Origin of the sequence: Seohaeicola nanhaiensis, assembly GCF_042654245.1 — a bacterium.
GTDB classification, from domain to species: Bacteria; Pseudomonadota; Alphaproteobacteria; order Rhodobacterales; family Rhodobacteraceae; genus Seohaeicola_A; species Seohaeicola_A nanhaiensis.
In genome coordinates, this window is sequence record NZ_JBHSGI010000002.1 from 300,576 (window position 1) to 321,382 (window position 20,807).

Below are 20,807 nucleotides of genomic sequence, written 5' to 3' on the forward strand. Positions count from 1 at the left end.
GACACTGCATGGACTCCAGGGGGAGGCAATTCCGTGAAGGTCAACGACGCGATTTCGGGCGCCGTATTTCTGTTGCTTGCAGGCGCGGTTTTCTGGTTCACGAAGGATTTTCGCCAGATGCCCGGGCAGAACTACGGTGCATCCTTCTTTCCGCGCACGATCGCCAGTTTCATGGCCGGGCTCGGCCTTTTGCTTGTGGTGCGCGGGATACGAGCGGGCGGGCCCTGGGCGGTGCCTTTCGACTGGGTCAGCTCGCCCCACCACGTGTCGAACTTTCTCGTCGTGGTGGCGGTTCTGGTGTTCTACATCCTCGCCTCCGACTGGCTGGGCTTTCCCATTGCCGGCTTCGCTTCGCTGATGATCCTGTTGCTCTGGCTCCGCGGCCCGGCCCACTGGGTTCAGGCGATTGTTGTCTCGGTGATCTGCGTGATCGGCATGCAGGCCTTCTTCGGCGAAGTCCTGCGCGTACCCCTGCCCTGGGGCATTTTGCAGCCGGTGGCCTGGTAAGATGGAAACCTTCCTGACCGCCCTGCCCCTGGTCTTCGATCCCTATGTCCTGATGGTCATCATTCTGTCAGGAATGTTCGGTCTGTTCATGGGCGCAGTTCCGGGGCTATCCGCCACCATGGCAACGGCCTTGCTGGTGCCCGTCACCTTCTTCATGGACCCGGTGCCGGCACTGGCCGCCATCGTGACCGCAACGGCCATGGCGATTTTCGCGGGCGACCTGCCCGGCGCGCTGTTGCGCATTCCCGGCACGCCCGCCTCGGCGGCCTACACCGACGAAGCCTTCGCACTCACCCGCAAGGGCAAGGCCGAACTGGCCCTCGGCACCGGTCTTGCCGCCGCGGTCATTGGCGGGCTGTTCGGATCGGCCGTGCTGATGTTCACTGCACCGATGCTGGCGCAGGTGGCGAAGAACTTCTCGTCCTACGAATATTTCTGGCTGGCCTGCCTGGGACTGACCTGCGCCGCCTTCATTTCCGGGTCGGATCCGGTAAAAGGCTCGATCTCGCTGTTGCTGGGTCTGCTGATCGCCACGATCGGCCTCGACCCGATGTCGGGCCAGGCGCGCTTTACTTTCGGGTCGGTCGAACTGATGGGCGGCGTCAGCTTCATCCCTGCGATGATCGGGATGTTCGCCCTGGCCGAGGTTCTGCGCGCCGTGACCGCAACCAAGCCGCAACCCGTGGTACCGCAGATGCCGATCGGCAACGTGTTCCGTGGCCTTGGCGGCGTGCTGGCGAAATACAAGCGCAACCTTCTGCGCGGCTCGGTGATCGGCGCCGCGGTCGGAGCGCTGCCGGGCGCCGGTTCGGATATCGCGGCCTGGATCTCCTATGCGGTCAGCAAGCGCTTTTCGAAGGAACCCGAGAAATTCGGCACTGGCCATATCGAGGGGCTGGTCGATGCCGGAGCCTCGAACAATGCCGCGCTGGGGGGCACCTGGGTGCCGGCTCTTGTCTTCGGGATTCCCGGGGACTCGATCACCGCCATTGTGATCGGAGTTCTGTATCTGAAAGGCATGAACCCGGGACCGACCGTCTTCCTGCAACAGCCCGAGCTGATCTACGCGATCTTCATCACCTTCTTCCTGGCGAACCTGCTGCTGCTGCCGCTGGGCTTTGCCGCGATCAAGGGGTCAAAACAACTGCTGCGGATGCACAGGATGGTACTGATGCCGGTGATCCTGATCTTTTGCATGGTCGGCACGTTTGCGATCAACAATACCGTGTTCGGGATCGGTATTCTTCTGGTGCTGGGGCTGATCGCCTATCTGATGGAGGAACACGGATTTCCCATCGCCCCCGCGATCCTGGGGCTGGTGCTGGGGCCGCTGCTCGAGGATGCCTTCATGACCTCGATGATCAAGGGCAACGGCAATCTTCTCACTTTTTTCGAGCGGCCTATCGCGGCCGGTCTGGGCCTGGCCTGCATCCTGATCTGGACCTCGCCGCTGTGGAGCCGGCGAAGACGGCGGATGGCGGCGGAGTGATCCGCCGCCAGCGCGCAGTCAGTCGAACATGCGAACGATCTCGTCCTTGAGATGCGCCCGCTTCTTGCGCAACTCGGTCTCGGCCAGCTGATCCATCGGCTCCACGTTGGTCTCGGCACGATGAACGGCTCGGTTGACCTCGTGATATTCGTCGGCAAGGCGCGCGAAATGCGGATTTGACGCTTTCAATTCCTGGATCTTCGCGGCCTTGTCAGGGAATTCCTCGTGCAGTTCGTGCGGGGTGTGTTGCGACATTTGGTGTCTCCTGAAGTTACATTCACCCCTCGCTATCGCCTGTTACCACGACCGGCATTGACGCGGATCAAGTGGCAAGGCGTTTGTCGGGTATGATCAACCTCATCCGCACTTGGAATGGCCGCAGGAGGCACAGGTCATGCAGCCTTCGACCATGCGCATTTCGTATTGGCCGCAGGACGGGCAGGCCTTGCCGCGGGGAGCATCCAGGTTCACGACCTTCGCCTGGGGGTCGGTTTTCAGGCCCATTCCCTCGCCGGCGATGAAGCCTATGTCGATCATGTGACGCTCGATGACGCCGCCGATGGCAGCGAGGATCGAGGGGATGTATTTGCCGTTCATCCAGGCCCCGCCGCGGGGGTCGAAGACGGCCTTCAGTTCCTCCACCACAAAACTCACGTCGCCGCCGCGGCGGAACACGGCGGAGATCATTCGGGTCAGCGCCACGGTCCAGGCAAAATGCTCCATGTTCTTGGAGTTGATGAAGACTTCGAAGGGGCGGCGGTGGCCGGCAAGCACGATGTCGTTGATGGTGATGTAAAGCGCGTGTTCGCTGTCGGGCCATTTCACCTTGTAGGTCTGCCCTTCCAGCGCCTGCGGGCGGTCAAGCGGGTCGGACATGTAGATGACGTCGCCGTGTGGGGTGAGGGGTTCAGCGGGGGAGGTGGTGATGACTTCGGGGGCGGGGTTGGGATCAAGAAGCTCCGCCAAGGGCACTTCCATAGCTTTGGCGATCTTATCGAGCGTCGAAACCTTGGGGCTTTCCGACCTGCCTTTAAGTATATCGTAGATTGCCGTCGCGTTCAGACCTGCCGCGCGAGCAAGTTCGGCAGCATTGGTGCCCTTAGTCTGCATCAGCCGCTTTAGCTTCTCGATCAGAGATTCTGCCTGAGGTCTCTTCTCCTCCGCCACACTCAATACACTCCCCGTCACCTCGTTCGGCCGATAGGTCGTGCATCCCTTGCACCCCGTATCCCAGGCCAGCATGTAGACGTCCTTGAAGTCCTCGAATGAGATATCCTCGGCGCAGTTGATCGTCTTGGAAATCGACGAATCCACCCATTTCTGCGCCGCCGCCTGCATTTTGACGTGGTCCGTGGGCGCCAGCGTCTGGGCGTTGACGAAGTGGTCGGGCAGCTCCGCGTCGCCCTTCAGCTCGCGCCACATCTGGACGGCGTAGTCGACCACCTCTTCCTCGGTCCGTGTGCCGTCCTTTTGCTGCACCTTGCGGGTGTAGGCATAGGCGAACACCGGTTCGATCCCGCTGGAGACGTTCCCGGCATAAAGCGAGATCGTCCCAGTCGGGGCGATCGAGGTCAGCAGCGCGTTGCGGATACCGTGTTTGCGGATCGCGTCGCGCACGTCTTCGTCCATGTTGCGCATGTTGCCCGAGGCGAGGAACTTCTCCGGATCGAACAGCGGAAAGGCGCCCTTTTCCTGTGCCAGCGCCGCCGAGGCGAGATAGGCCGCCCGTGCGATGGCCTTCAGCCAGCGCTCCGTCTGTGCGGCTGCCTCGTCCGACCCATAGCGCAGACCGGTCATCAGCAAGGCGTCCGCGAGCCCCGTGACGCCAAGGCCGATCCGCCGCTTGGCCTGCGCCTCGGCCAGTTGCTGGGGCAGCGGGAATTTCGAGACGTCCACCACGTTGTCCATCATCCGCACCGCAGTGGCGACCAGATCGGTCAGCGCCCCCTCGTCCAGCGCAGCCTCAGACCCGAAGGGATCAGAGACCAGCCGGGCCAGGTTGATCGACCCCAGAAGGCAGGCGCCATAGGGCGGCAGGGGCTGTTCGCCGCAGGGATTGGTGGCGGCGATGGTCTCAACGTAATTCAGGTTGTTGGCCGCGTTGATACGGTCGATGAAGATCACACCCGGCTCGGCGTAATCGTAGGTCGCCCGCATGATCCGGTTCCACAGGTCCCGTGCCTGCAAGGTGCGGTAGACCTTGCCGTCGAACACCAATTCCCATGGACCGTCGGCTTTGACTGCCGCCATGAAAGCATCGGTCACCAGCACCGAGAGGTTGAACATGCGCAGACGGGCGGCATCGGACTTGGCTGTGATGAACGCCTCGATATCCGGGTGATCGCAGCGCATGGTCGCCATCATGGCCCCCCGGCGCGATCCGGCGGACATGATGGTGCGGCACATGGCGTCCCAGACATCCATGAAGGACAGGGGGCCCGAGGCATCCGCAGCCACGCCCGATACCGCTGCGCCCTTCGGGCGAATGGTCGAGAAGTCATAGCCGATGCCGCCGCCCTGCTGCATCGTCAGCGCAGCCTCTTTCAGCATCTCGAAGATGCCGCCCATGCTGTCGGGGATGGTTCCCATGACGAAGCAGTTGAACAGTGTCACCTGCCGGGCTGTTCCGGCCCCGGCGGTGATGCGGCCGGCGGGAAGAAACTTGAAGTCCTCCAGCGCGGTATAGAATCGGTCTTCCCAGGCCTGCGGATCAGTCTCGACCCGCGCCACGTCGCGCGCGATTCGCCGCCAGGTGTCCTCGACACTGCCATCGATCGGCGTGCCATCCGCCTGCTTGAAGCGGTATTTCATGTCCCAGATTTGTTCTGCGATGGGAGCGGCGAAGCGGGTCATGGATCAGCCTGTCTGACTTCGGGGCGCGGAAGCGCCAGCTTACCCGATCACCGGCCGCCCGTCCAGATAGCTACAATCCCTTGAAGCTGCAGGTAAAAGGCATACCATATAGGCCGGGACTGGGGACGACTCTGTGGATAAGTTCGTACATCTGATCAAGCTCTCGGTTGGCACCGACAGCGTCGAGGACCTGGCCGCCTGGCAGGAGATGCGCCGCCGTAGCGTTTACCGGGACGGCCTGAACCGGCACGTGACCCGCATGTGGCCCAAGCGCGAGGCGGAGGTCCTGAATGGCGGTTCCATCTATTGGGTCATCAAAGGACTGGTTCAGGCGCGACAGAGGATCGTCCGGCTGGACGAGGTGACCGGTGACGATGGTATCAGGCGCTGTGCGATCGTTATCGATCCCGAGCTGATCCTGACGCAGACCGCCCAGAAGCGGCCGTTCCAGGGGTGGCGCTATCTCTCGCCTGCCGACGCTCCGCCCGATCTTCCCAGACGCCGCGCGCACGAAGAAGCGCTGCCGGAAGATCTGAACCGCGCGCTTGCGGAAATTGGCGTCCTTTAGCCGGTTCAGCAGGATTGCAGGAGCCGGCTACCGCCCTATATATCTTGCTATTGGAATGTGATGAGGCTGCCATGACTGCGGTGAAACTGACGTGCCCGGATTGCGAACAAGGCAACCGATTACCAATCGAGAAACTTGGCGCAAACCCGCGCTGCGGCACCTGCGGGGCGCCGCTGATGTGGGACAAGCCGAAGGAAGTTTCGCTGGCCTGGCTGCAAAAGGCGCAGGCACGCGACGAGGTGCCACTGGTTGTGGACTTCTGGGCTGCCTGGTGCGGGCCGTGCCGGATGATGGCCCCCGAATTTGCCAAGGCCGCATCAGCCCTGAAGGGGCGCGCGCGGTTCGTCAAACTGGACACCGAGGCGCATCCGCAGGCCGGCAGTCGTTATGGCATTCGCGGTATCCCGCTTCTGGCCACTTTCAAGGGTGGACGCGAGACGGCGCGGCAGGCCGGCGCGATGCCGGCAGCGGGGATCGTTGACTGGCTGAAAGGCAGCGGTGTGGCCTGACTGGTCGAAATGACGCAGGCCACCACACATTCCAATACTTGCATATTTATTGCTTATCCCTATCTAGAAGACAGGCGGGCAGGATTGGCCGGCCGCTTCAAGTCGGGAGAGATTTCATGACGGTTGATACTGCAGTCCTCAGGTTTGCGGGCGTGATGGTCCTGCTCAGCGTTGCGCTGACGGTATGGGTGTCGCCACTGTTCGTCTGGTTCACCGTGTTCATCGGATTGAACCTGCTTCAATCGTCCTTCACCGGGTTCTGCCCAGCTGCAACCGTCTTCCGCAAGCTTGGCGTGAAGACGGGCTGCGCGTTTCAGTAAGCGCCCTATCGCGCTGGCCGGTGGGGGGGAGCGGTTGCGATTGGCGTGCGGAAACCGCTGATCTCTTATCGCGCGATCTGTGACGCGTAATCGGGACATATCAAGGGCGGGCCTGAAAGAACAGGCCCGCCCGCAAAAATCGGTCAGACGGCGGTCACGAACGGTCGTCTACCACCAGGGTCACCTTGTTGGATCCCTCAACCTGAACCATGACGACGTCGTCGGGCGTGAAGCTTTCGGCCTGCAGGGCGCCGCTCAGTTCCGGGTTTGCTTCGATGGCGACACGCGCTGCCTCAGCGTCGGCCTTTGTGTCGGTCAGTGCAGTGTCCAGCGCGGCGGAGTTCTCGGCACCTTCACCTTTCAGCTCGCTCAGTTTCACGATATCGACCATCGGAGCGCTACCGAGGCCCGAGATTTCGCTGGCCCAGTTGGCGCTGTCGCTCTTGCCGTTCTTCAGCTCAGACATCAGGCTGCCGTGGGTGGCGACGGCCGCGCTGCCTTGAGCGGCGGCGTTCGGCTTCATCGTTTCCGCGTAGGAGGCGGTGCCAAGGGTTGCTGCAAGAGCGACGGCGGTAAGAATGGTCCGTTTCATGTTGGTTACTCCAGTTTCACACCGGGCGCCTCATGGCGTCCGTGGAGTAACAACGGCTGAAGTTGGAGGCGGTTGCCAGGGTCGGTGTGACGGGCGGCGGATTGCCGGAAACCGGGTTACGGCTCTGCGGAAAGCCGCCGGACCAGTCAAAGTGATGCCCGGGGACCTTGAAGTGGGGATTTTCAGTGTCCCAGCTAGGACGGGGGGTCAAGTTATTGATTTAATGTAGTTAAATGAGAGTGACCTTTTCCGGATCACGACTAGGGCGCCCCGGCTCCGCGCGCCACGGGGGGTTGCGGAGCCGGGTTTGTCGTCAGATCCGGCCCATCAGCACCAGGATGATCAGGATAACCAGCACCAGCCCAAGGCCGCCGGAGGGCACATAGCCCCAGCCGCGGGAATAACCCCAGGTCGGCAGGGCACCGATCAGGGCAATGATCAGGATGATGATGAGAATGGTATACATGGCTGCGGTTCCCGAGGAATGTTGCTGTTCGAATGACAAACGCGCGATCAGCCCGTGAGGTTCCCAATCGGGAACCGATTTGTATGTGACGGCATGACGGCCATCAGAGTCTCTGAGACAGGCATGATCCGGTTGTCCTGCGCAAAGCCCCTATTCACGCAGAGTTCGCTGGCCGGGGCGACGGAAATCATCGAGTTTTTGCAACTTGCGCGGGGTGCGCGCCGGAGGTCGATCCGTTCGGACCGGGCGGCGGAGTGAACCCCGCCCTACGCAAGGGGGAAGTGGGGATATGGCAGAAGCGGTTCTGGGAGCATCACATCCGTGATGCGGGGGATTTCCAGGCGCACTTGCGATTTTGTTTGCTCAGCCCGGTGAAACTCGGTTTGGTGAAGCCGCCGGACGACTGGCCGTATTCGTCCATTCACCGCGATATCCGGGAAGGCCGGTGGGCCGCGTAGGGCGAGGCTTGCCCCGCCGCTCCGGTTGGCGGCGGGGTAAAACCCCGCCCTACAACTGTTGGCCTGGCCAATGCTTTTCGATCTTCCAGAGGACTCCACCTGTAGCCACTCGTATCAGACGGATCACTTCGGAATAATCCTCGAAGGAAAAGGTGGACCAACTCCTCATTTTATAAGTGTGCCACTCGGATTTGAAATCACCAAAGTCTTCTCGCTCCAAAGCCCCAAGCAGGCTGCGATCTATTGGGGGATGGACCGCGGCTACGCGAAGGGCGAGGTTCCCGTCAGGTCGGTCGTCGCCGAACTCGCTGATGAGCAACGCCTTGAGGTAGACATTCACCAGCTTGGCGGAGACACCAAATTGGTAAGGTGTACCTGCCAGCCCAGTCAGATTTTTCTGAACGGTCTCGCAGATGCTTCGATGCCATTCATCGAAATCGCCGGGTTCGGGCAAATGTTCAAGCCCACAGGCTATCTGGCTCAGCCGTGAGTCGGAAGCGATTGCTGTCCGGCCGGCAGACACATTGAAGCGTGCCAACTTGCTCGATCTGGCGGCAGTGCTGGCGGCCCAGGCAGCAAAATCATGACGAATTTGTTGCCCGTCCGACATCATCGGCCCTATCTCACGAACTTCTTGAACTTCACCCGCTTCGGCTCCAGCGCGTCCGCTCCCAGGCGGCGCTTCTTGTCCTCTTCGTAATCCTCGAAGTTGCCTTCGAACCACTCCACATGGGCCTCGCCCTCGAAGGCGAGTATGTGGGTGCAGATGCGGTCGAGGAAGAAGCGGTCGTGGCTGATGACCACGGCGCAGCCGGCGAAATCGACCAGGGCGTCTTCGAGGGCGCGGAGGGTTTCGACGTCGAGGTCGTTGGTGGGTTCGTCAAGCAGCAGGACGTTGCCGCCCTCTTTCAGGAGGCGGGCCATGTGGACGCGGTTGCGTTCGCCGCCGGAGAGGAGGCCGACCTTCTTCTGCTGGTCGCTGCCCTTGAAGTTGAAGGACGAGCAATAGGCGCGGCTGTTGACCTCGGCATCGCCCAGCTGGATCAGCTCGGCGCCGCCGGAGATCGCCTGCCAGACGTTGTCGTCCGGCTTCAGATCGTCGCGCGACTGGTCGACATAGGAGAGCTGCACGGTGTCGCCGATCTCGATGGTTCCAGCGTCGGGTTTCTCGTGCCCGGTGAGCATCTTGAACAGGGTGGACTTGCCGGCACCGTTGGGTCCGATGACGCCGACGATGCCGCCCGGTGGCAGCGCGAAGGACAGATCCTCGATCAGAAGCTTGTCGCCCATGTGCTTTTTCAGGCCCTCGACCTCGATCACCTTGCCGCCGAGGCGCTGGCCGTTGGGGATGACGATCTGGGCGCGCGAGAGTTTCTCGCGCTCGGACTGGTCGGCAAGTTCGTTATAGGCGTTGATCCGCGCCTTGGACTTGGCCTGGCGCGCCTTGGCGCCCTGGCGCATCCATTCCAGTTCGCGTTCCAGGGTCTTCTGGCGCGACTTGTCCTCGCGCGCCTCCTGCAGCAGGCGCTTCGCCTTCTGTTCGACCCAGGCGGAATAGTTGCCCTCGTAGGGGATGCCGCGGCCGCGGTCGAGTTCGAGAATCCAGCTGGTGATGTCGTCGAGGAAATAGCGGTCGTGGGTAACGATCAGGATGGTGCCCTTGTAGGCCATCAGGTGCTGTTGCAGCCAGGCGATGGTCTCGGCGTCCAGGTGGTTGGTCGGTTCGTCGAGCAGCAGCATGTCGGGCGCTTCGAGCAGCAGCTTGCAGAGCGCGACGCGGCGGCGTTCGCCGCCCGAGAGGTTGGCGGGCATGGCGTCGTCGGGCGGGCAGCGCAGCGCCTCGAGCGAGACGTCGATCTGGCTGTCGAGATCCCAGAGGTTCTCGGCGTCGATCTTGTCCTGCAGCTGCGCCATCTCGTCGGCGGTTTCGTCCGAGTAGTTCATGGCGAGTTCATTGTAGCGGTCGAGGATCGCCTTCTTCGGCGCCACGCCCAGCATGACGTTCTCGCGCACGGTCAGCGTTTCATCGAGCTGGGGTTCCTGCGGAAGATAGCCGACCTTGACGCCCTCGGCGGCCCACGCCTCGCCCTGAAAATCGGTGTCGAGGCCGGCCATGATCTTCATCAGGGTCGATTTGCCCGAACCGTTGACGCCGACGACGCCGATCTTCACGCCAGGCAGGAAGCTCAGGTGGATGTTCTCGAAGCACTTCTTCCCGCCGGGATAGGCCTTGGAGACCCCCTGCATGTGATAGACGTATTGATAGGCTGCCATGATGATCGGTCCCGCGCGGATGAGTGAAGGTTGGCGCGTATCTAGTGGATCATGGGCCGGCCTGCAACGTCAGCTCTTCCAGCGGGCGCGGGTGCTTTCCGGGATCGGCCAGACCACGCGGGTGTTGTCGAAGTGGTGGACGCGCTTGCCCTCGGAGTTGCGGCCCTGTCGGTGGTTGAGGCAGGTGGCCAGCGCCGCGACCATCTCGGGATCGGTGTTGGGCGCGAGATCGACTTCGTCCCCGGTCATGTGGCGGCTGAGCTTGTCGATATCCGCCTTCTTGCCCAACAGTTCGATAAAGCCCCTGCGGTCCTTGGCCTGCTTCAGATCTTCAAGCTCGAGCCGCAGCTTCTCGTTGGCGGCGAGCCAGGCGTTGTCGCGGCCGTTGCGCAGGTGGCTCTGCCAGTTGGCGAACATCTCGCTCAGCTGCTGGTTCCGGTTGCGCAGGCCCGAAACGATCTCGATGGGCTGGCCGAAATGGGCGGAGACGGCGTTCAGCACGTTCATCAGCTTGCGCTCGATGCCCGCCGTCTTGCCGGTGACGGAGCCCGTTGGTTCGGATTGGGGTGCCGGCGCGGGGGCGGCAGGCGCTTCGAAGCCGAGGGCCTTGCGGGTCTGTCGCGCGACGAGCTTGGCGATCTTGGCGACCGCCTGCTGGGGCGGCTCGCGGCGCTGCTGGCTCACGGCGAAATACCTGGCGAAGAGATCTCCCGCATGGGCGGCCACTGCGTCCGGCGCGGGGCCGTCCAGGTCGGCGGCCTCGGCCTGCAGGCTGGCGATCAGCTCGGCGCTGGCGCTGTCGGCGAGGGCCTGCGCGGCCGGATCGGTGTCCATGTCGGTCTCCATTGTGTGGCATCGTTGATCGAGCGCACCCTATCCGGCAGCCGCGGGCAGGTCAAAACCTCTGCCAACTGTCTGGTGGCGATTGACAAACCGGCCCGCCGCACCGGAAAAGTCCCTGTCAGACGGGGGGATACGTGCCAGTCAGCCATCCATTTGCCAGAGCCGGGCAGGCCATCGGACTGTTCGGCGGGTCGTTCGATCCGCCGCATCCGGGCCATGTGCACATCACCCGGCAGGCCCTGGCCCGCTTCGGGCTGGATCAGGTCTGGTGGCTGGTCTCGCCCGGCAACCCGTTGAAGGCGCACGGTCCGGCCCCGCTGGAGCGGCGGATGGCGGCGGCGCGGGCCCTGATGCAGCATCCGCGGGTCAAGGTGACCGATATCGAGGCGCGGCTGGGCACGAGGATCACCGCCGAGACAATCCTGCGGCTCAGGGCGCTTTATCCGGGGGTCGACTTCGTCTGGCTGATGGGCGCCGACAACCTCGCCCAGATCCACCGCTGGCACCACTGGCGGACGATCTTCGAGACGGTGCCGGTGGGTGTGCTGGCGCGCCCGGGCGACCGCATCTCGGCGCGGATGTCGCCGGCGGCGCGGCTCTATGCGCCCTACCGGCTGAAGAGTGGCGACAGCCATCTGCTGGGCCATGCCCCAGCGCCCGCCTGGTGTTTCGTCAACGTTCCGATGACCGACGTGAGCTCGAGCGAAATCCGCGCGCGCGGCGAATGGGACCCGGCTCGGCCGACCTGAGTTCCCGGGCAGCGCGGTGACTTGCCGCCGCCGGAAAGCTGCGGTTAATTGTGCCCATGCAACAGCTGCCCACCCGACGAGTCGTCCTCGGTCTGCTCGGCGCCGCCGCCGCGGCCCCTGCGGCGCTGGCCGATGCCCCGGCCCGCTCGCTCCGTCCCGTTCCGCGCCCGACAACCGCCCAGAGCGGCCCCCGCGCCCGCCTGCCCGAACGTCCCGAGTCGCTGCTTGACGCATCGGGCCTGACCGGCGCCACCGCCTGGGCGGTCGCCAATCTAAGGACGGGGGCGACGCTTGAAGCGGTGAACGCGGATGCGGGCCAGCCGCCAGCAAGCGTGGCCAAGGTGCTGACGACGCTTTATGCGCTCGATGCGCTGGGGTCCGCCTATCGCTTCAGGACCCGGCTGCTGGCCACGGCGCCGGTGCAAAACGGTGTGCTGAAAGGCGATCTGATCCTGGCCGGCGGCGGCGATCCGACGCTGTCGACCGACGACCTGGCCGATCTGGCCAAGCAGCTCAAGGACATGGGCCTGCGCGAGGTGCGCGGCAGCTTCCTGGTCTGGGACGGCGCCCTGCCCTATGCCTTCAGCATCGACCCGGAGCAGCCCGAACAGCTGGGCTACAGCCCCGCCATCTCGGGCATCGCGCTGAATTACAACCGGGTCTATTTCGAATGGAAGCGCGCCGGCAAGGACTATGCGGTGGCGATGGACGCGCGCACGCAGCGCTATCGGCCCGAGGTGGCGATGGCCGAGATGCGGCTCGTCGACCGGGGCATACCGGTCTATACCTACAGCGACCGCGGCGGCAAGGACAGCTGGACGGTCTCGGCCGGCGCGCTTGGAAAGGACGGCGGCCGCTGGCTGCCGGTGCGCAAGCCCGCCGATTACGCCGGTGACGTCTTCCGCACCCTGGCCCGCGCCTATGGTCTGGTCCTGCCCGCACCGAAGACCACGCGGAACCTGCCCGGCGGCACGGTGCTGGCCGAAAAGACCAGCCCGCCGCTGGCGGAGATCCTGCGGGACATGCTGAAGTGGTCGAACAACCTGACTGCAGAGATGGTCGGGATGACCGCCACCGCCGCCCGAGAGGGGCGCCCGCCGCAATCGCTTCGCGCCTCGGCCGAGGCGATGACGCGCTGGGGCGCGCAACGCTTCGGGATGCAGAACACCGCGATGCAGGACCATTCCGGCCTGTCGGACGATTCGCGCATGTGCGCCGCCGATCTGCTGGGGGCACTGGTGCAGGCGCAGAAAAGCGGCGCGCTGCGACCGCTGCTGAAGCCGATCCCGGTGCGCGATCCCAAGGGGCGCGTAATGAAGAAACCCGAGGTCAGCGTCGATGCGAAGACCGGCACACTGAACTACGTTTCGGGCCTGGGTGGCTTCATGACCGCAGCGGATGGCACCGAACTGGCCTTCGTCATCTTCTCGGCCGACACCCGCGCCCGCCAGAAGATGAGCGACGCCGAACGCGAAGGCTCGAGCGCCACGCGCCACTGGAACGGGCGCGCCAAGATGTTCCAGCAGAAACTGATCGCCCGCTGGGGCGCGCTCTACGGCTCCTGACGCGGCGCGCGCCTGCTTTTCCTCTTGCCTGAAATATCCCGGGGGGGCCGCCCGGAACGGGCGGCGGGGGCAGAGCCCCCTGCGACAGCCTCGCGCGCTCAGCGCAGCCCGTCTTCGCCCTTTACGTCCGCCGCCTCGAGTCCGCCCATGCGGCTGTGAATGCGCCCGCCGCGCGACATGGCGAGCGCGAAGAGCAGTTCGTCTGCCTTCGGACCGTCGGGAACGCCTACTTCCATCGCATCGAAATGGCTGCGCACATAGGCGGCATTGATATGACCGAGCGGGATGTCGATCCGGGTTCCGACGCCGCCGATCTTCATGGCCGAGGGCACGATGGCCTTGGCCGCGCCGAGGCGCGCGCGCATCGCATAGCCGCCGGGCACATGCCAGAGCGCGGTGTGCTCCAGCTCTCCCCGCTCGCCCGCCATGGTCGCCTTGCCATAGCCGTCGATCCCTTCAATGCCGCCCATCGCCTCGATCAGCCGGTCGGTCATCATCAGGCCGAGCGGTTTCAGATCCTCCATCGCCGGCTGCAAATCCTCGACCCAGCTCCCGGCAAAGGGGTTCTTCACCAGAGCGACCATGGCCGCGCGCCGGCGGGGAAGCGCGGGAGGCGGGCCGCCGTCGTGGTGGATCTCCTCGACGAAGAGCATCGTCTTGCGCAGGGTGAAATCAGGCATCGGTCGCCTCCTTGGCCGGGTCCGGGATCAGGCCGGGCGCGCCGGCAATGCGGCGCGCGCCGTTCAGGGTGAGCAGCGCCGCAGCGATCAGGCCGCGCGCGTGCAGCACCTGCGCCGCGCGCAGTCCGGCGGCGAGGGCTCTTGCGGTCTCGGCATCCGACAGCGGGCCGACCGCGCGGGTCACGAGGCGTGCGCCGAGGTCGCTGTCAGGCGAAATATCGTGGGCCGGAACGCGGATGATCGCCGGATGGCCCGGCAGGTCCACGGCATTGGCGATCATGGTTGCGGCGGCATCGGCCTCGGCCGCGCACGCAGCCAGCACGGTCCCCGAGTCGGCGATGCCGAGGGAGAAGCTGCGCCCCCCTCGCCCCGAGGTCGCCACGCCTCGGACCGGGTCGGCGTGGCGGATCGTGGCGCGGTCGCCCAGCCCGGCGGCAATCGCCGCGCGCAGGCTGTGCCCCGGCGCGACATGCAGAGCCACGTCGCCGCCATTGTTCACATAGGCGGTCTCAAGCGGCCCGGCGGCCGTCATCGCCGCGAGGATTTCGTCTGCAACCGCGCCGGCCACCGCCGCCATCGGCGTGATGAAGGCCGGCAAGAAGGGCAGCACGGCCGCATGCATCCGGCGGGCCATGACGCCCGTGGGCCGCCGGCCGGGATCGGCGGGCGACCGCAGCAGCGGCAATTCGGCCACCAGTTCGTCCATCACGCTGGCAAAGCGCGTCTCTGCGGCGCGCAGGGCGGCGGCGCGCCCGGCGCCCTCGGCTCCGATCACCAGATCGATGGGCCCATGATGCAGATGCAGCCGCCGGCCGTCCGGCAGCATCGCCGCCTGATGGCTCATGACCGCCCTTTCGGCGCCACGGCGCGCACATCCGCGCCGTATTCGCCGCCCGTCTCCAGAACATCTGCGACCGTGCGCACGGCCGAGTCATGCCCGCCGAGCGCGCGGTAGTCGTCGCGGCTGACGGTGAATTCCAGCGGCGCGACAATCGCCGGGGTCGGGACATATCCAAAGGCCTTGTCCGGCATGTCCCGCACATCGGCCATGATCGTGATCCCGCCCCCGGGCCAGACGTAGGCCGGGACGCCGCCGACGCTGACCCGGGTGCGCCGGCCCTGAACCGAGCGGGTCAGCCGCACCGGGTTCCGGGTGACGCCCGAACGCAGCGAGCCGCCGGCGCCCCCCATGAACATCACGGTGCAGAGCGCCGGCTCGCAGTTCTCGGCGATCAGCTCCACCGAGGGGCGCAGGGCCTCGGGCAGCGGCGCGGGCTGCGGCACCAGCGCCTCGTCCAGCACGTAATAGCCGTACTGCTCCCCCGTGGTGGAAACCATCAGCAGGGTCAGGCCGGGGCGCGCGCCCTTGCGCGTCTCGAAGGGCGCGAGGATGGTCAGCGGGTCGGTGATGTCGGTACCGCCCCAGCCGAGACCCGGCTGCGCCACCTGGAAGTACCGCCCCGGGGTCGAGCGCCGGCCCCTGATGCGGATGCCGGTGTCTTCCCAGCCGAGCACCTTGCCCGCCTGGTGTTCCGACACGACCCCGGTGATGTGGTCATCCACCACCACGACCTCGTCCACCAGTCCGCGCCACTGGGAGGCGAACATCCCGATGGTGGCCGAGCCGCAGCCGACCCGCATCCGTTCCTCGCGGTGACCATCGACGACAGGCGCCGCGCCGGACTGCACGACCACCGTTGCGCCATCCTCGACCGTCAGCTCGACCGCCTCGCGGTTCAGCAGGCGCAGGAGCGCCTCGCAGGTCGCGCGCCCCTCGGGCTTACCGGCCCCGGTCAGATGCGCGACGCCGCCGAGACTCATCATCTGCGAACCGTATTCGGCGGTCATCATGTGGCCCACCGCCTCGCCCTGATAGCGCACCAATGCGGTCTCGTGTCCGAGATGGCGGTCGGTGTCGATCTTTACCTTGGCGCCGCAGTAGGAGAAGATCGCCTCGGTGACGACCGTGACGAAATCGGCACCCTCGACCTCGCGGCTTACAATGAAGGGTGCGGGCTTGTAGTCGGGATAGGTGGTGCCCGAACCGATGGCCGTGACAAACATGTCTTCGCCGCCGACGATGCGGCCATCCCAGTCGGCCTTGAGGAAGGGGCGGATTTCGCCACCCTCGGCAATGGTTCGGTCGAGAACGGTCAGCGGGTCGCAACGCAGGATGCGTCCGCCGACGTTGCCGTAGCGGTCGCAGGCCCCGACCTTGCCCTCGGCAATGTAGCACATCACCGGGCAGGCATCGCAGCGGATCTTCTCTTCGCGCGGCCGGGGGGCGGGGTCGGCGGTCACCTTGTGCCTCCTCCGGCAGATGTCCACGCCTCCGGAGAGGGGCGTATCGGGGGCTCTGCCCCCGTCGCCCGTTCCGGGCGACTCCCCCGAGGGTATTTGTAAACCAGAGAAGCCAGGGAAGCGGCGCATTGTCCCGACGTGGGTATCATGAGTCGGCCTCACGGATGGCGGCGCGGACACGATGCGGGAGCGCCGGCACCTGCGTAAGGCGCGCTCCCGAGGCGTGGCGGATGGCGTTGAGGATGGCCGGGGCGGTGGGGATCAGCACGTGTTCGCCCAGTCCCTTGGCGCCGAAGGGCCCTTCGGGGTCGGGTTTTTCGATCAGGATCGAGCGCACCTCGGGCATGTCGCCCACGGTCGGGATCAGGTAGTCGTGCAGGTTCTCGGTGCGGCCCGGAATATAGTCCTCCATCAGTGCCATGCCGAGACCCTGGGCGATACCGCCTTCGATCTGCCCCTCGGCCAGCAGCGGGTTGATCGCGCGGCCGACGTCATGGGCGGCGGTAATGCGCAGCACCTTGACGGTGCCGAGATCGAGATCGACCGCCACCTCGGCCACCTGAGCGCCATAGCCGTAGACCGCATAGGGCGTGCCCTGCCCGTCCGCATCGAGCGGGCCTGTGGGCGGGTCGTAGGTTTCCTCGACGCTGAGCGCATAGCCCAGCGGATCCACCGAAAGGCCGGCGGGCGTGATGGTGCGAGTGCGGCCGCCCTCGCGCAGCACAATGGCGCCGTCCTCGAACGAGAGCGTGGCATCGTCCCCCATGTTCGCCAGCGCCAGCAGCCGCGCGCGCAGCGCGGCGCCCGCGTTCAGGGCGGCCTTGCCGGTGACGAAGGTCTGGCGCGAGGCCGAGGTCTTGCCGCAGTCGGGCGTGAGCGCGGTATCGGGGCCGATCAATTCGACCCGATCGAGCGCCACGCCCAGCGCATCGGCGAAGATCTGGGCGATCACGGTGTTCGAGCCCTGACCGATATCCGTTGCCCCCTGATGCAGCCGGAGCCGCCCGTCCGGGGTGATCCCGGCCCGGATCGTCGAGGGGTTGGGCAACCCGGTGTTGCCGCAGCCGTACCAGCAGGAGGCGACCCCTGCCCCGCGCCGGATGCGCCCGCCTCTGGCATTGGCCGCCGCGGCCTCGGTCAGGGCCTGCGCCCAGGGGTCTTTCAGCGCCGCGAGGCAATCGGCAATGCCGACGCCCCAAAGCTCCTGCCCGCAGACCGAGCGGTCGCCGTCCCGCAGTGCATTCTGCAGACGGAAGGCAAGAGGGTCGATGCCGGCGGCCAGCGCAAGATCCTCGAACAGCGTTTCCTGCGCGATGGCCGCCTGTGGCACGCCGAATCCGCGGAAGGCCCCGGCCACCGGATTGTTGGTATGCACCGCGCGCGATCGGGCCTCGTAGTGCGGGACGCGGTAAGGCCCCGACGCGTGCACCGGCACCCGCACTGCCACCGTCGGTCCCCAGCTGGCATAGGCCCCGGTGTCGAATTGCCCGTCGAAGACCATGCCGGTAATGCGGCCTTCGGCATCTGTGGCCGCCTGCGCCCGCATATGCGCCGGGTGGCGCTTGGTCGTCGAGGCCATGCTCTCGCGCCGCGTGTAGACCATCCGGGCCGGCCGGCCGGTGCGCAGCGTGACCAGCCCGATCAGCGGTTGCAGCGAGACGTCGAGTTTCGAGCCGAATCCGCCGCCCGTTGCCGCCGGAATGATGCGCAGGCGGTCGGGGGGCACGGCAAGGATTTTCGCGGTTTCGTCCCGGTCCATCACCGGCGCCTGGGTGCAGGCGCGGATCACCAGGACGTCGCCCTCCATCCAGGCGACGCCTGCTTCGGGTTCGATATAGGCATGTTCGACGAAAGACGTGCGCACCTCGACCTCGGCCAGATGCGTGGCATCGGCCAGCGCCGACCAGGCATCGCCACGGCGCACCAGACCACGGGTCAGGATATTGGCCGCACGGTCCGCGTGCAGCAGAGGCGCGTCGTCTGCCTCAGCGGCGTCGGGGCTGCGCAGGGCCGTGTCCTCGGTCCATTCGACCGGGAAGGCGGTGAGGTCGAGTTGCTCGACCACATCAGGTTCGCCGGCGACGATGGCCACGGCCTCGCCGCGCATCCTGACCCGGTCGCGCGCGAGGGCTGGCTGGTCGGCAAAGGCGGGGATCGCGCTGAACCGGTTCTCGCCGGGAATGTCCGCGGCGGTGAAGACGCGGACATCGTGCCGGGCCGCCCAGCCCTGGATGTCGCCGAAGGTGAAGTGCGCCGCGAAGACCGGGGCGCGCACTGCGCGGACCAGCAGCGTGTCCCGGGGCACATGATCGGCGCCAAAGGACTCGGTGCCGTCAACTTTCGGTGCGCCGTCCAGCCGTTCGACCCGCGTGCCGACAGCGGCACCGGCGATGGGACTCGCCGGCACAGGCGTGGCGGCCGCCAGAACGGCTTCGACGATCTTGGCATAGCCGGTGCAGCGGCAGAGCACTCCTCCCAGCGCCTCTTCCACCTCGCCGCGCGAGGGGCGCGCGTTGCGTGTCAGCAGCGCGCTCGCCGCCATCAGCATTCCCGGCGTGCAAATCCCGCATTGCGCCGCGCCATGCCGCAGGAAGCTCGCCTGAAGCCCGGCGGCCACCCCGCCTTCGACCGTGGCGACCTCGTGCCCCAACGCCCGGCTCAGCGGGGTCAGGCAGGCACAGACCGGCGCGCCGTCGAGCAGCACGGTGCAGGCGCCGCAATCGCCGGCGTCGCAGCCGACCTTGGTGCCGCGCAGGCCAAGGTCCTCGCGCAGCACGTCCGACAGGCGCCGACCGGGGTCCGCCGTGACGTCGAAAGCCTGGCCATTGACCCGCAGCGCGCCCTGTCCCGCGTCCTTCATCGCGCCCCCTCCATCAGATCGCGCAGGCAGCGGCGGAGGATGTGTTCAGCCGCGCCCAGTCGATAATCGGCCGTGCCGCGCACATCGGCTATCGGGTCGAGTTGACCGTCGAGAAAGCCTGGTTCCAGGCCGTTCAGATCGTCCGGGGTCATGCCCGTGAGCCGGGCCTCCAGCGCGCCAAGGCGGCGCGCCACCGGGCTGCAGGACCCGACCGCGATGGCGGCGCGCTCGATCCGGCCGTCCTGAAGGACCAGACGTGCGGCTACCATGACAATGGAGATCACCAGATAGCGCCGGGCGCCAAGCTTGCGGAAGGCCGAGATACCTGCCGCCTCGGGCACCAGCACCGCACTCAGCAATTCGTCGGGCCGCCGTTGGGTATGCCGCGGGCCGCACAGGAAAGCCTGGAGCGGCAGAACCCGCGCGCCAGCGGCCGAGACCAGTTCCACCGAGGCATCCAGCGCCAGAAGCGGTGGCACCCCGTCGGCGGCCGGCGAGGCATTGCACAGGTTGCCCCCCACCGTGCCAGCGTTCTGGATCTGCACCGAGCCGACCTCGCGGGCAGCGGCCTTGAGCATTTCGAAGCCGGGTGGCAGGTCGGCGGCAATGACATCGCTCCAGCGGGTGGCCGCGCCGATCCGCCAGCCGCTGTCGTCGCGCGAGATCCCGCGCAGCGCCGACACGCCTGAGATGTCGAGCACATCGCCGGCCAGCCTTTGCCGCTCTGTCGCCGGAAACAGGTCCGTGCAGCCCGCCGCGACGGTCAGCGGCCCCTGCGCCAGAAGCCGCAGCGCCTCGTCCAGACCCCGGGGTTGCAGATAGGCACCCACGCCCGATTCTCCTTCGCGGTTGGAGTGTCGATCTTGTTCGTATACAAACAGTCTGAGGCAGGCTCCGTGACCTGTCAACAGAGGCAAGGCCCCGATGCGCGACCCCTATGTCCTGGACCGGCAGGTCGGTTTCCTGATGCGGCGCGCCAACCAGCGCCACCTCGCTCTGTTCGCGCAGGCCATCCCCGATCTGACGCCGACCCAGTTCGCGGCCCTCGCCAAGCTGTGCGAGACCGGGAAAGCCTCGCAGAACGCTTTGGGGCGGGCCACGGCGATGGATGCTGCGACGATCAAGGGCGTGATCGACCGGCTGCGCCGAAAGGGTTATGTCGCCGCGGCGCCGGATCCGGACGACAGCCGGCGTATCCTGCTGGAACCGACGGCCGACGGGCGCGCCGCCTTCGATGAGCTGGCCGCGAAGGCGCAGGCGATCACCGCCGCGACGCTGGCGCCGCTCGACGCTACGGAACAGCGGCAGTTCATCGCCCTGCTGGACCGCCTCTGCTGAGTCAGCAGCCCGGCGCGGCCAGCACCAGCACCCAGATATCGCCGGCCTTCCGCGCAAGGCCGAAGTCACGCAGGCCGGGCAGCAGCATATTGTTCCGGTGTCCCGGCGAAGCCGACCAGCCCTGCATGATCTCTTCCAGCGATCGCTGACCGCGCCCCAGATTTTCGGCGACGGTGCAATAGCGATAGCCGGTCCGCTCCACCCGCGCGCCAACCGTGCTGCCATCCGAGCCACGATGCGACAGGGCCGTGCCACGGCTCAGATCGCGCGCATGACGTTCGGCGGCCTGTTGCAACCGGGCGGAGTGCTCCAGCGGCGCCAGATCGGCCTGGGCGCGGAAGGCGTTCAACGCCTCGCGCGCACCGCTCACCTCATCCGCGCCTGCCATGCCGGCGGCAAACAGAACGGCCAGTGCCACAGACAGTGCTCTCATTT

21 protein-coding genes are annotated in these 20,807 nt (G+C 66.0%); 8 read left to right on the forward strand and 13 right to left on the reverse strand.

Annotation, left to right across the window (positions count from 1 at the left end):
* Window positions 1-33 precede the first annotated feature (33 nt).
* Together ACFO5X_RS01645 and ACFO5X_RS01650 are read left to right on the forward strand one after the other, a co-directional pair.
* Entirely contained in the window at window positions 34-507 is a 474-nt protein-coding gene (locus ACFO5X_RS01645; RefSeq protein WP_380715264.1) for a tripartite tricarboxylate transporter TctB family protein, read from the forward strand.
* Between the two features lies 1 nt (window position 508).
* On the forward strand, window positions 509-1,996 hold the full coding sequence (locus ACFO5X_RS01650) for a tripartite tricarboxylate transporter permease (protein ID WP_380715266.1): 1,488 nt from the start codon (window positions 509-511) through the stop codon (window positions 1,994-1,996).
* Window positions 1,997-2,014: 18 nt separating this feature from the next.
* Here ACFO5X_RS01650 and ACFO5X_RS01655 read toward each other — a convergent pair whose 3' ends face one another.
* On the reverse strand, window positions 2,015-2,251 hold the full coding sequence (locus ACFO5X_RS01655; RefSeq protein WP_380715268.1) for a YdcH family protein: 237 nt from the start codon (window positions 2,249-2,251) through the stop codon (window positions 2,015-2,017).
* Window positions 2,252-2,353: 102 nt separating this feature from the next.
* Window positions 2,354-4,849: an adenosylcobalamin-dependent ribonucleoside-diphosphate reductase gene (locus tag ACFO5X_RS01660; protein ID WP_380715269.1), complete on the reverse strand. Its 2,496-nt coding sequence runs from the start codon at window positions 4,847-4,849 to the stop codon at window positions 2,354-2,356.
* Window positions 4,850-4,982: 133 nt separating this feature from the next.
* Here ACFO5X_RS01660 and ACFO5X_RS01665 point away from each other — a divergent pair, with 133 nt between their 5' ends.
* The 3 genes from ACFO5X_RS01665 to ACFO5X_RS01675 all read left to right on the forward strand — a co-directional run bounded on the left by ACFO5X_RS01665 (window position 4,983) and on the right by ACFO5X_RS01675 (window position 6,246).
* Window positions 4,983-5,417 carry a DUF1489 family protein gene (locus ACFO5X_RS01665; RefSeq protein WP_380715270.1) on the forward strand — a complete coding sequence of 145 codons (435 nt, stop codon included), beginning with the start codon at window positions 4,983-4,985 and terminating at the stop codon, window positions 5,415-5,417.
* A 71-nt stretch (window positions 5,418-5,488) separates the two neighbouring features.
* Window positions 5,489-5,926 (forward strand): thioredoxin family protein, encoded by a 438-nt coding sequence (locus ACFO5X_RS01670; protein ID WP_380715271.1) that lies wholly within the window; start codon window positions 5,489-5,491, stop codon window positions 5,924-5,926.
* 116 nt (window positions 5,927-6,042) lie between these two features.
* Complete coding sequence (locus ACFO5X_RS01675; protein WP_380715272.1) at window positions 6,043-6,246, forward strand: YgaP family membrane protein; 204 nt, start codon at window positions 6,043-6,045, stop codon at window positions 6,244-6,246.
* 154 nt (window positions 6,247-6,400) lie between these two features.
* On the opposite strand, the gene ACFO5X_RS01680 is transcribed toward ACFO5X_RS01675, so the two are convergent.
* The 5 genes from ACFO5X_RS01680 to ACFO5X_RS01700 form a co-directional block, all read right to left on the reverse strand.
* On the reverse strand, window positions 6,401-6,838 hold the full coding sequence (locus tag ACFO5X_RS01680) for a hypothetical protein (RefSeq protein WP_380715273.1): 438 nt from the start codon (window positions 6,836-6,838) through the stop codon (window positions 6,401-6,403).
* A gap of 313 nt (window positions 6,839-7,151) precedes the next feature.
* Window positions 7,152-7,304 (reverse strand): DUF3309 family protein, encoded by a 153-nt coding sequence (locus tag ACFO5X_RS01685; protein ID WP_380715275.1) that lies wholly within the window; start codon window positions 7,302-7,304, stop codon window positions 7,152-7,154.
* A 507-nt stretch (window positions 7,305-7,811) separates the two neighbouring features.
* On the reverse strand, window positions 7,812-8,375 hold the full coding sequence (locus ACFO5X_RS01690; protein ID WP_380715276.1) for a hypothetical protein: 564 nt from the start codon (window positions 8,373-8,375) through the stop codon (window positions 7,812-7,814).
* Between the two features lie 5 nt (window positions 8,376-8,380).
* Window positions 8,381-10,036 (reverse strand): energy-dependent translational throttle protein EttA, encoded by a 1,656-nt coding sequence (ettA, locus tag ACFO5X_RS01695; RefSeq protein WP_380715277.1) that lies wholly within the window; start codon window positions 10,034-10,036, stop codon window positions 8,381-8,383.
* 69 nt (window positions 10,037-10,105) lie between these two features.
* A complete protein-coding gene (locus ACFO5X_RS01700; RefSeq protein WP_380715279.1) occupies window positions 10,106-10,870 on the reverse strand; it encodes a hypothetical protein in 765 nt (254 codons plus the stop codon).
* Window positions 10,871-11,013: 143 nt separating this feature from the next.
* On the opposite strand from ACFO5X_RS01700, the gene ACFO5X_RS01705 reads away from it, so the two are divergent.
* Window positions 11,014-11,628 carry a nicotinate-nucleotide adenylyltransferase gene (locus ACFO5X_RS01705; protein WP_380715281.1) on the forward strand — a complete coding sequence of 205 codons (615 nt, stop codon included), beginning with the start codon at window positions 11,014-11,016 and terminating at the stop codon, window positions 11,626-11,628.
* Between the two features lie 56 nt (window positions 11,629-11,684).
* Window positions 11,685-13,193: a D-alanyl-D-alanine carboxypeptidase/D-alanyl-D-alanine endopeptidase gene (gene dacB, locus ACFO5X_RS01710; RefSeq protein ID WP_380715283.1), complete on the forward strand. Its 1,509-nt coding sequence runs from the start codon at window positions 11,685-11,687 to the stop codon at window positions 13,191-13,193.
* Between the two features lie 98 nt (window positions 13,194-13,291).
* Here the strand turns inward: dacB and ACFO5X_RS01715 are convergent, their stop codons facing one another.
* From ACFO5X_RS01715 to ACFO5X_RS01735, 5 genes are all read right to left on the reverse strand, one after another.
* Window positions 13,292-13,873: an amino acid synthesis family protein gene (locus tag ACFO5X_RS01715; RefSeq protein ID WP_380715286.1), complete on the reverse strand. Its 582-nt coding sequence runs from the start codon at window positions 13,871-13,873 to the stop codon at window positions 13,292-13,294.
* On the reverse strand, window positions 13,866-14,717 hold the full coding sequence (locus ACFO5X_RS01720; protein ID WP_380715289.1) for a UPF0280 family protein: 852 nt from the start codon (window positions 14,715-14,717) through the stop codon (window positions 13,866-13,868). The genes ACFO5X_RS01715 and ACFO5X_RS01720 overlap by 8 nt, the downstream gene beginning before the upstream one ends.
* Window positions 14,714-16,111 carry a 6-hydroxynicotinate reductase gene (locus ACFO5X_RS01725; RefSeq protein WP_380716358.1) on the reverse strand — a complete coding sequence of 466 codons (1,398 nt, stop codon included), beginning with the start codon at window positions 16,109-16,111 and terminating at the stop codon, window positions 14,714-14,716. The genes ACFO5X_RS01720 and ACFO5X_RS01725 overlap by 4 nt, the downstream gene beginning before the upstream one ends.
* Window positions 16,112-16,319: 208 nt before the next feature.
* Window positions 16,320-19,034, reverse strand: coding sequence for a molybdopterin-dependent oxidoreductase (locus ACFO5X_RS01730; protein WP_380715291.1), 2,715 nt, complete (start codon window positions 19,032-19,034; stop codon window positions 16,320-16,322).
* A complete protein-coding gene (locus ACFO5X_RS01735; RefSeq protein ID WP_380715292.1) occupies window positions 19,031-19,864 on the reverse strand; it encodes an FAD binding domain-containing protein in 834 nt (277 codons plus the stop codon). The genes ACFO5X_RS01730 and ACFO5X_RS01735 overlap by 4 nt, the downstream gene beginning before the upstream one ends.
* A gap of 94 nt (window positions 19,865-19,958) precedes the next feature.
* On the opposite strand from ACFO5X_RS01735, the gene ACFO5X_RS01740 reads away from it, so the two are divergent.
* The gene (locus ACFO5X_RS01740; RefSeq protein ID WP_380715293.1) at window positions 19,959-20,372 is read left to right on the forward strand and encodes a MarR family winged helix-turn-helix transcriptional regulator; all 414 of its coding nucleotides are present in this window, start codon (window positions 19,959-19,961) and stop codon (window positions 20,370-20,372) included.
* Window position 20,373: 1 nt separating this feature from the next.
* On the opposite strand, the gene ACFO5X_RS01745 is transcribed toward ACFO5X_RS01740, so the two are convergent.
* On the reverse strand, window positions 20,374-20,805 hold the full coding sequence (locus tag ACFO5X_RS01745; RefSeq protein ID WP_380715295.1) for a CAP domain-containing protein: 432 nt from the start codon (window positions 20,803-20,805) through the stop codon (window positions 20,374-20,376).
* Window positions 20,806-20,807: the final 2 nt, after the last annotated feature.

Bases quoted from the DNA above. Each gene is read 5' to 3' on its own strand.
- ACFO5X_RS01650 (WP_380715266.1), top strand. From the start codon at position 509: ATGGAAACCTTCCTGACCGCCCTGCCCCTGGTCTTCGATCCCTATGTC.
- ACFO5X_RS01655 (WP_380715268.1), bottom strand. From the start codon at position 2,251: ATGTCGCAACACACCCCGCACGAACTGCACGAGGAATTCCCTGACAAG.
- ACFO5X_RS01660 (WP_380715269.1), bottom strand. From the start codon at position 4,849: ATGACCCGCTTCGCCGCTCCCATCGCAGAACAAATCTGGGACATGAAA.
- ACFO5X_RS01670 (WP_380715271.1), top strand. From the start codon at position 5,489: ATGACTGCGGTGAAACTGACGTGCCCGGATTGCGAACAAGGCAACCGA.
- ACFO5X_RS01675 (WP_380715272.1), top strand. From the start codon at position 6,043: ATGACGGTTGATACTGCAGTCCTCAGGTTTGCGGGCGTGATGGTCCTG.
- ACFO5X_RS01680 (WP_380715273.1), bottom strand. From the start codon at position 6,838: ATGAAACGGACCATTCTTACCGCCGTCGCTCTTGCAGCAACCCTTGGC.
- ACFO5X_RS01685 (WP_380715275.1), bottom strand. From the start codon at position 7,304: ATGTATACCATTCTCATCATCATCCTGATCATTGCCCTGATCGGTGCC.
- ACFO5X_RS01690 (WP_380715276.1), bottom strand. From the start codon at position 8,375: ATGATGTCGGACGGGCAACAAATTCGTCATGATTTTGCTGCCTGGGCC.
- ettA (WP_380715277.1), bottom strand. From the start codon at position 10,036: ATGGCAGCCTATCAATACGTCTATCACATGCAGGGGGTCTCCAAGGCC.
- ACFO5X_RS01700 (WP_380715279.1), bottom strand. From the start codon at position 10,870: ATGGACACCGATCCGGCCGCGCAGGCCCTCGCCGACAGCGCCAGCGCC.
- dacB (WP_380715283.1), top strand. From the start codon at position 11,685: ATGCAACAGCTGCCCACCCGACGAGTCGTCCTCGGTCTGCTCGGCGCC.
- ACFO5X_RS01715 (WP_380715286.1), bottom strand. From the start codon at position 13,873: ATGCCTGATTTCACCCTGCGCAAGACGATGCTCTTCGTCGAGGAGATC.
- ACFO5X_RS01720 (WP_380715289.1), bottom strand. From the start codon at position 14,717: ATGAGCCATCAGGCGGCGATGCTGCCGGACGGCCGGCGGCTGCATCTG.
- ACFO5X_RS01725 (WP_380716358.1), bottom strand. From the start codon at position 16,111: ATGTGCTACATTGCCGAGGGCAAGGTCGGGGCCTGCGACCGCTACGGC.
- ACFO5X_RS01730 (WP_380715291.1), bottom strand. From the start codon at position 19,034: ATGAAGGACGCGGGACAGGGCGCGCTGCGGGTCAATGGCCAGGCTTTC.
- ACFO5X_RS01740 (WP_380715293.1), top strand. From the start codon at position 19,959: ATGCGCGACCCCTATGTCCTGGACCGGCAGGTCGGTTTCCTGATGCGG.
- ACFO5X_RS01745 (WP_380715295.1), bottom strand. From the start codon at position 20,805: ATGAGAGCACTGTCTGTGGCACTGGCCGTTCTGTTTGCCGCCGGCATG.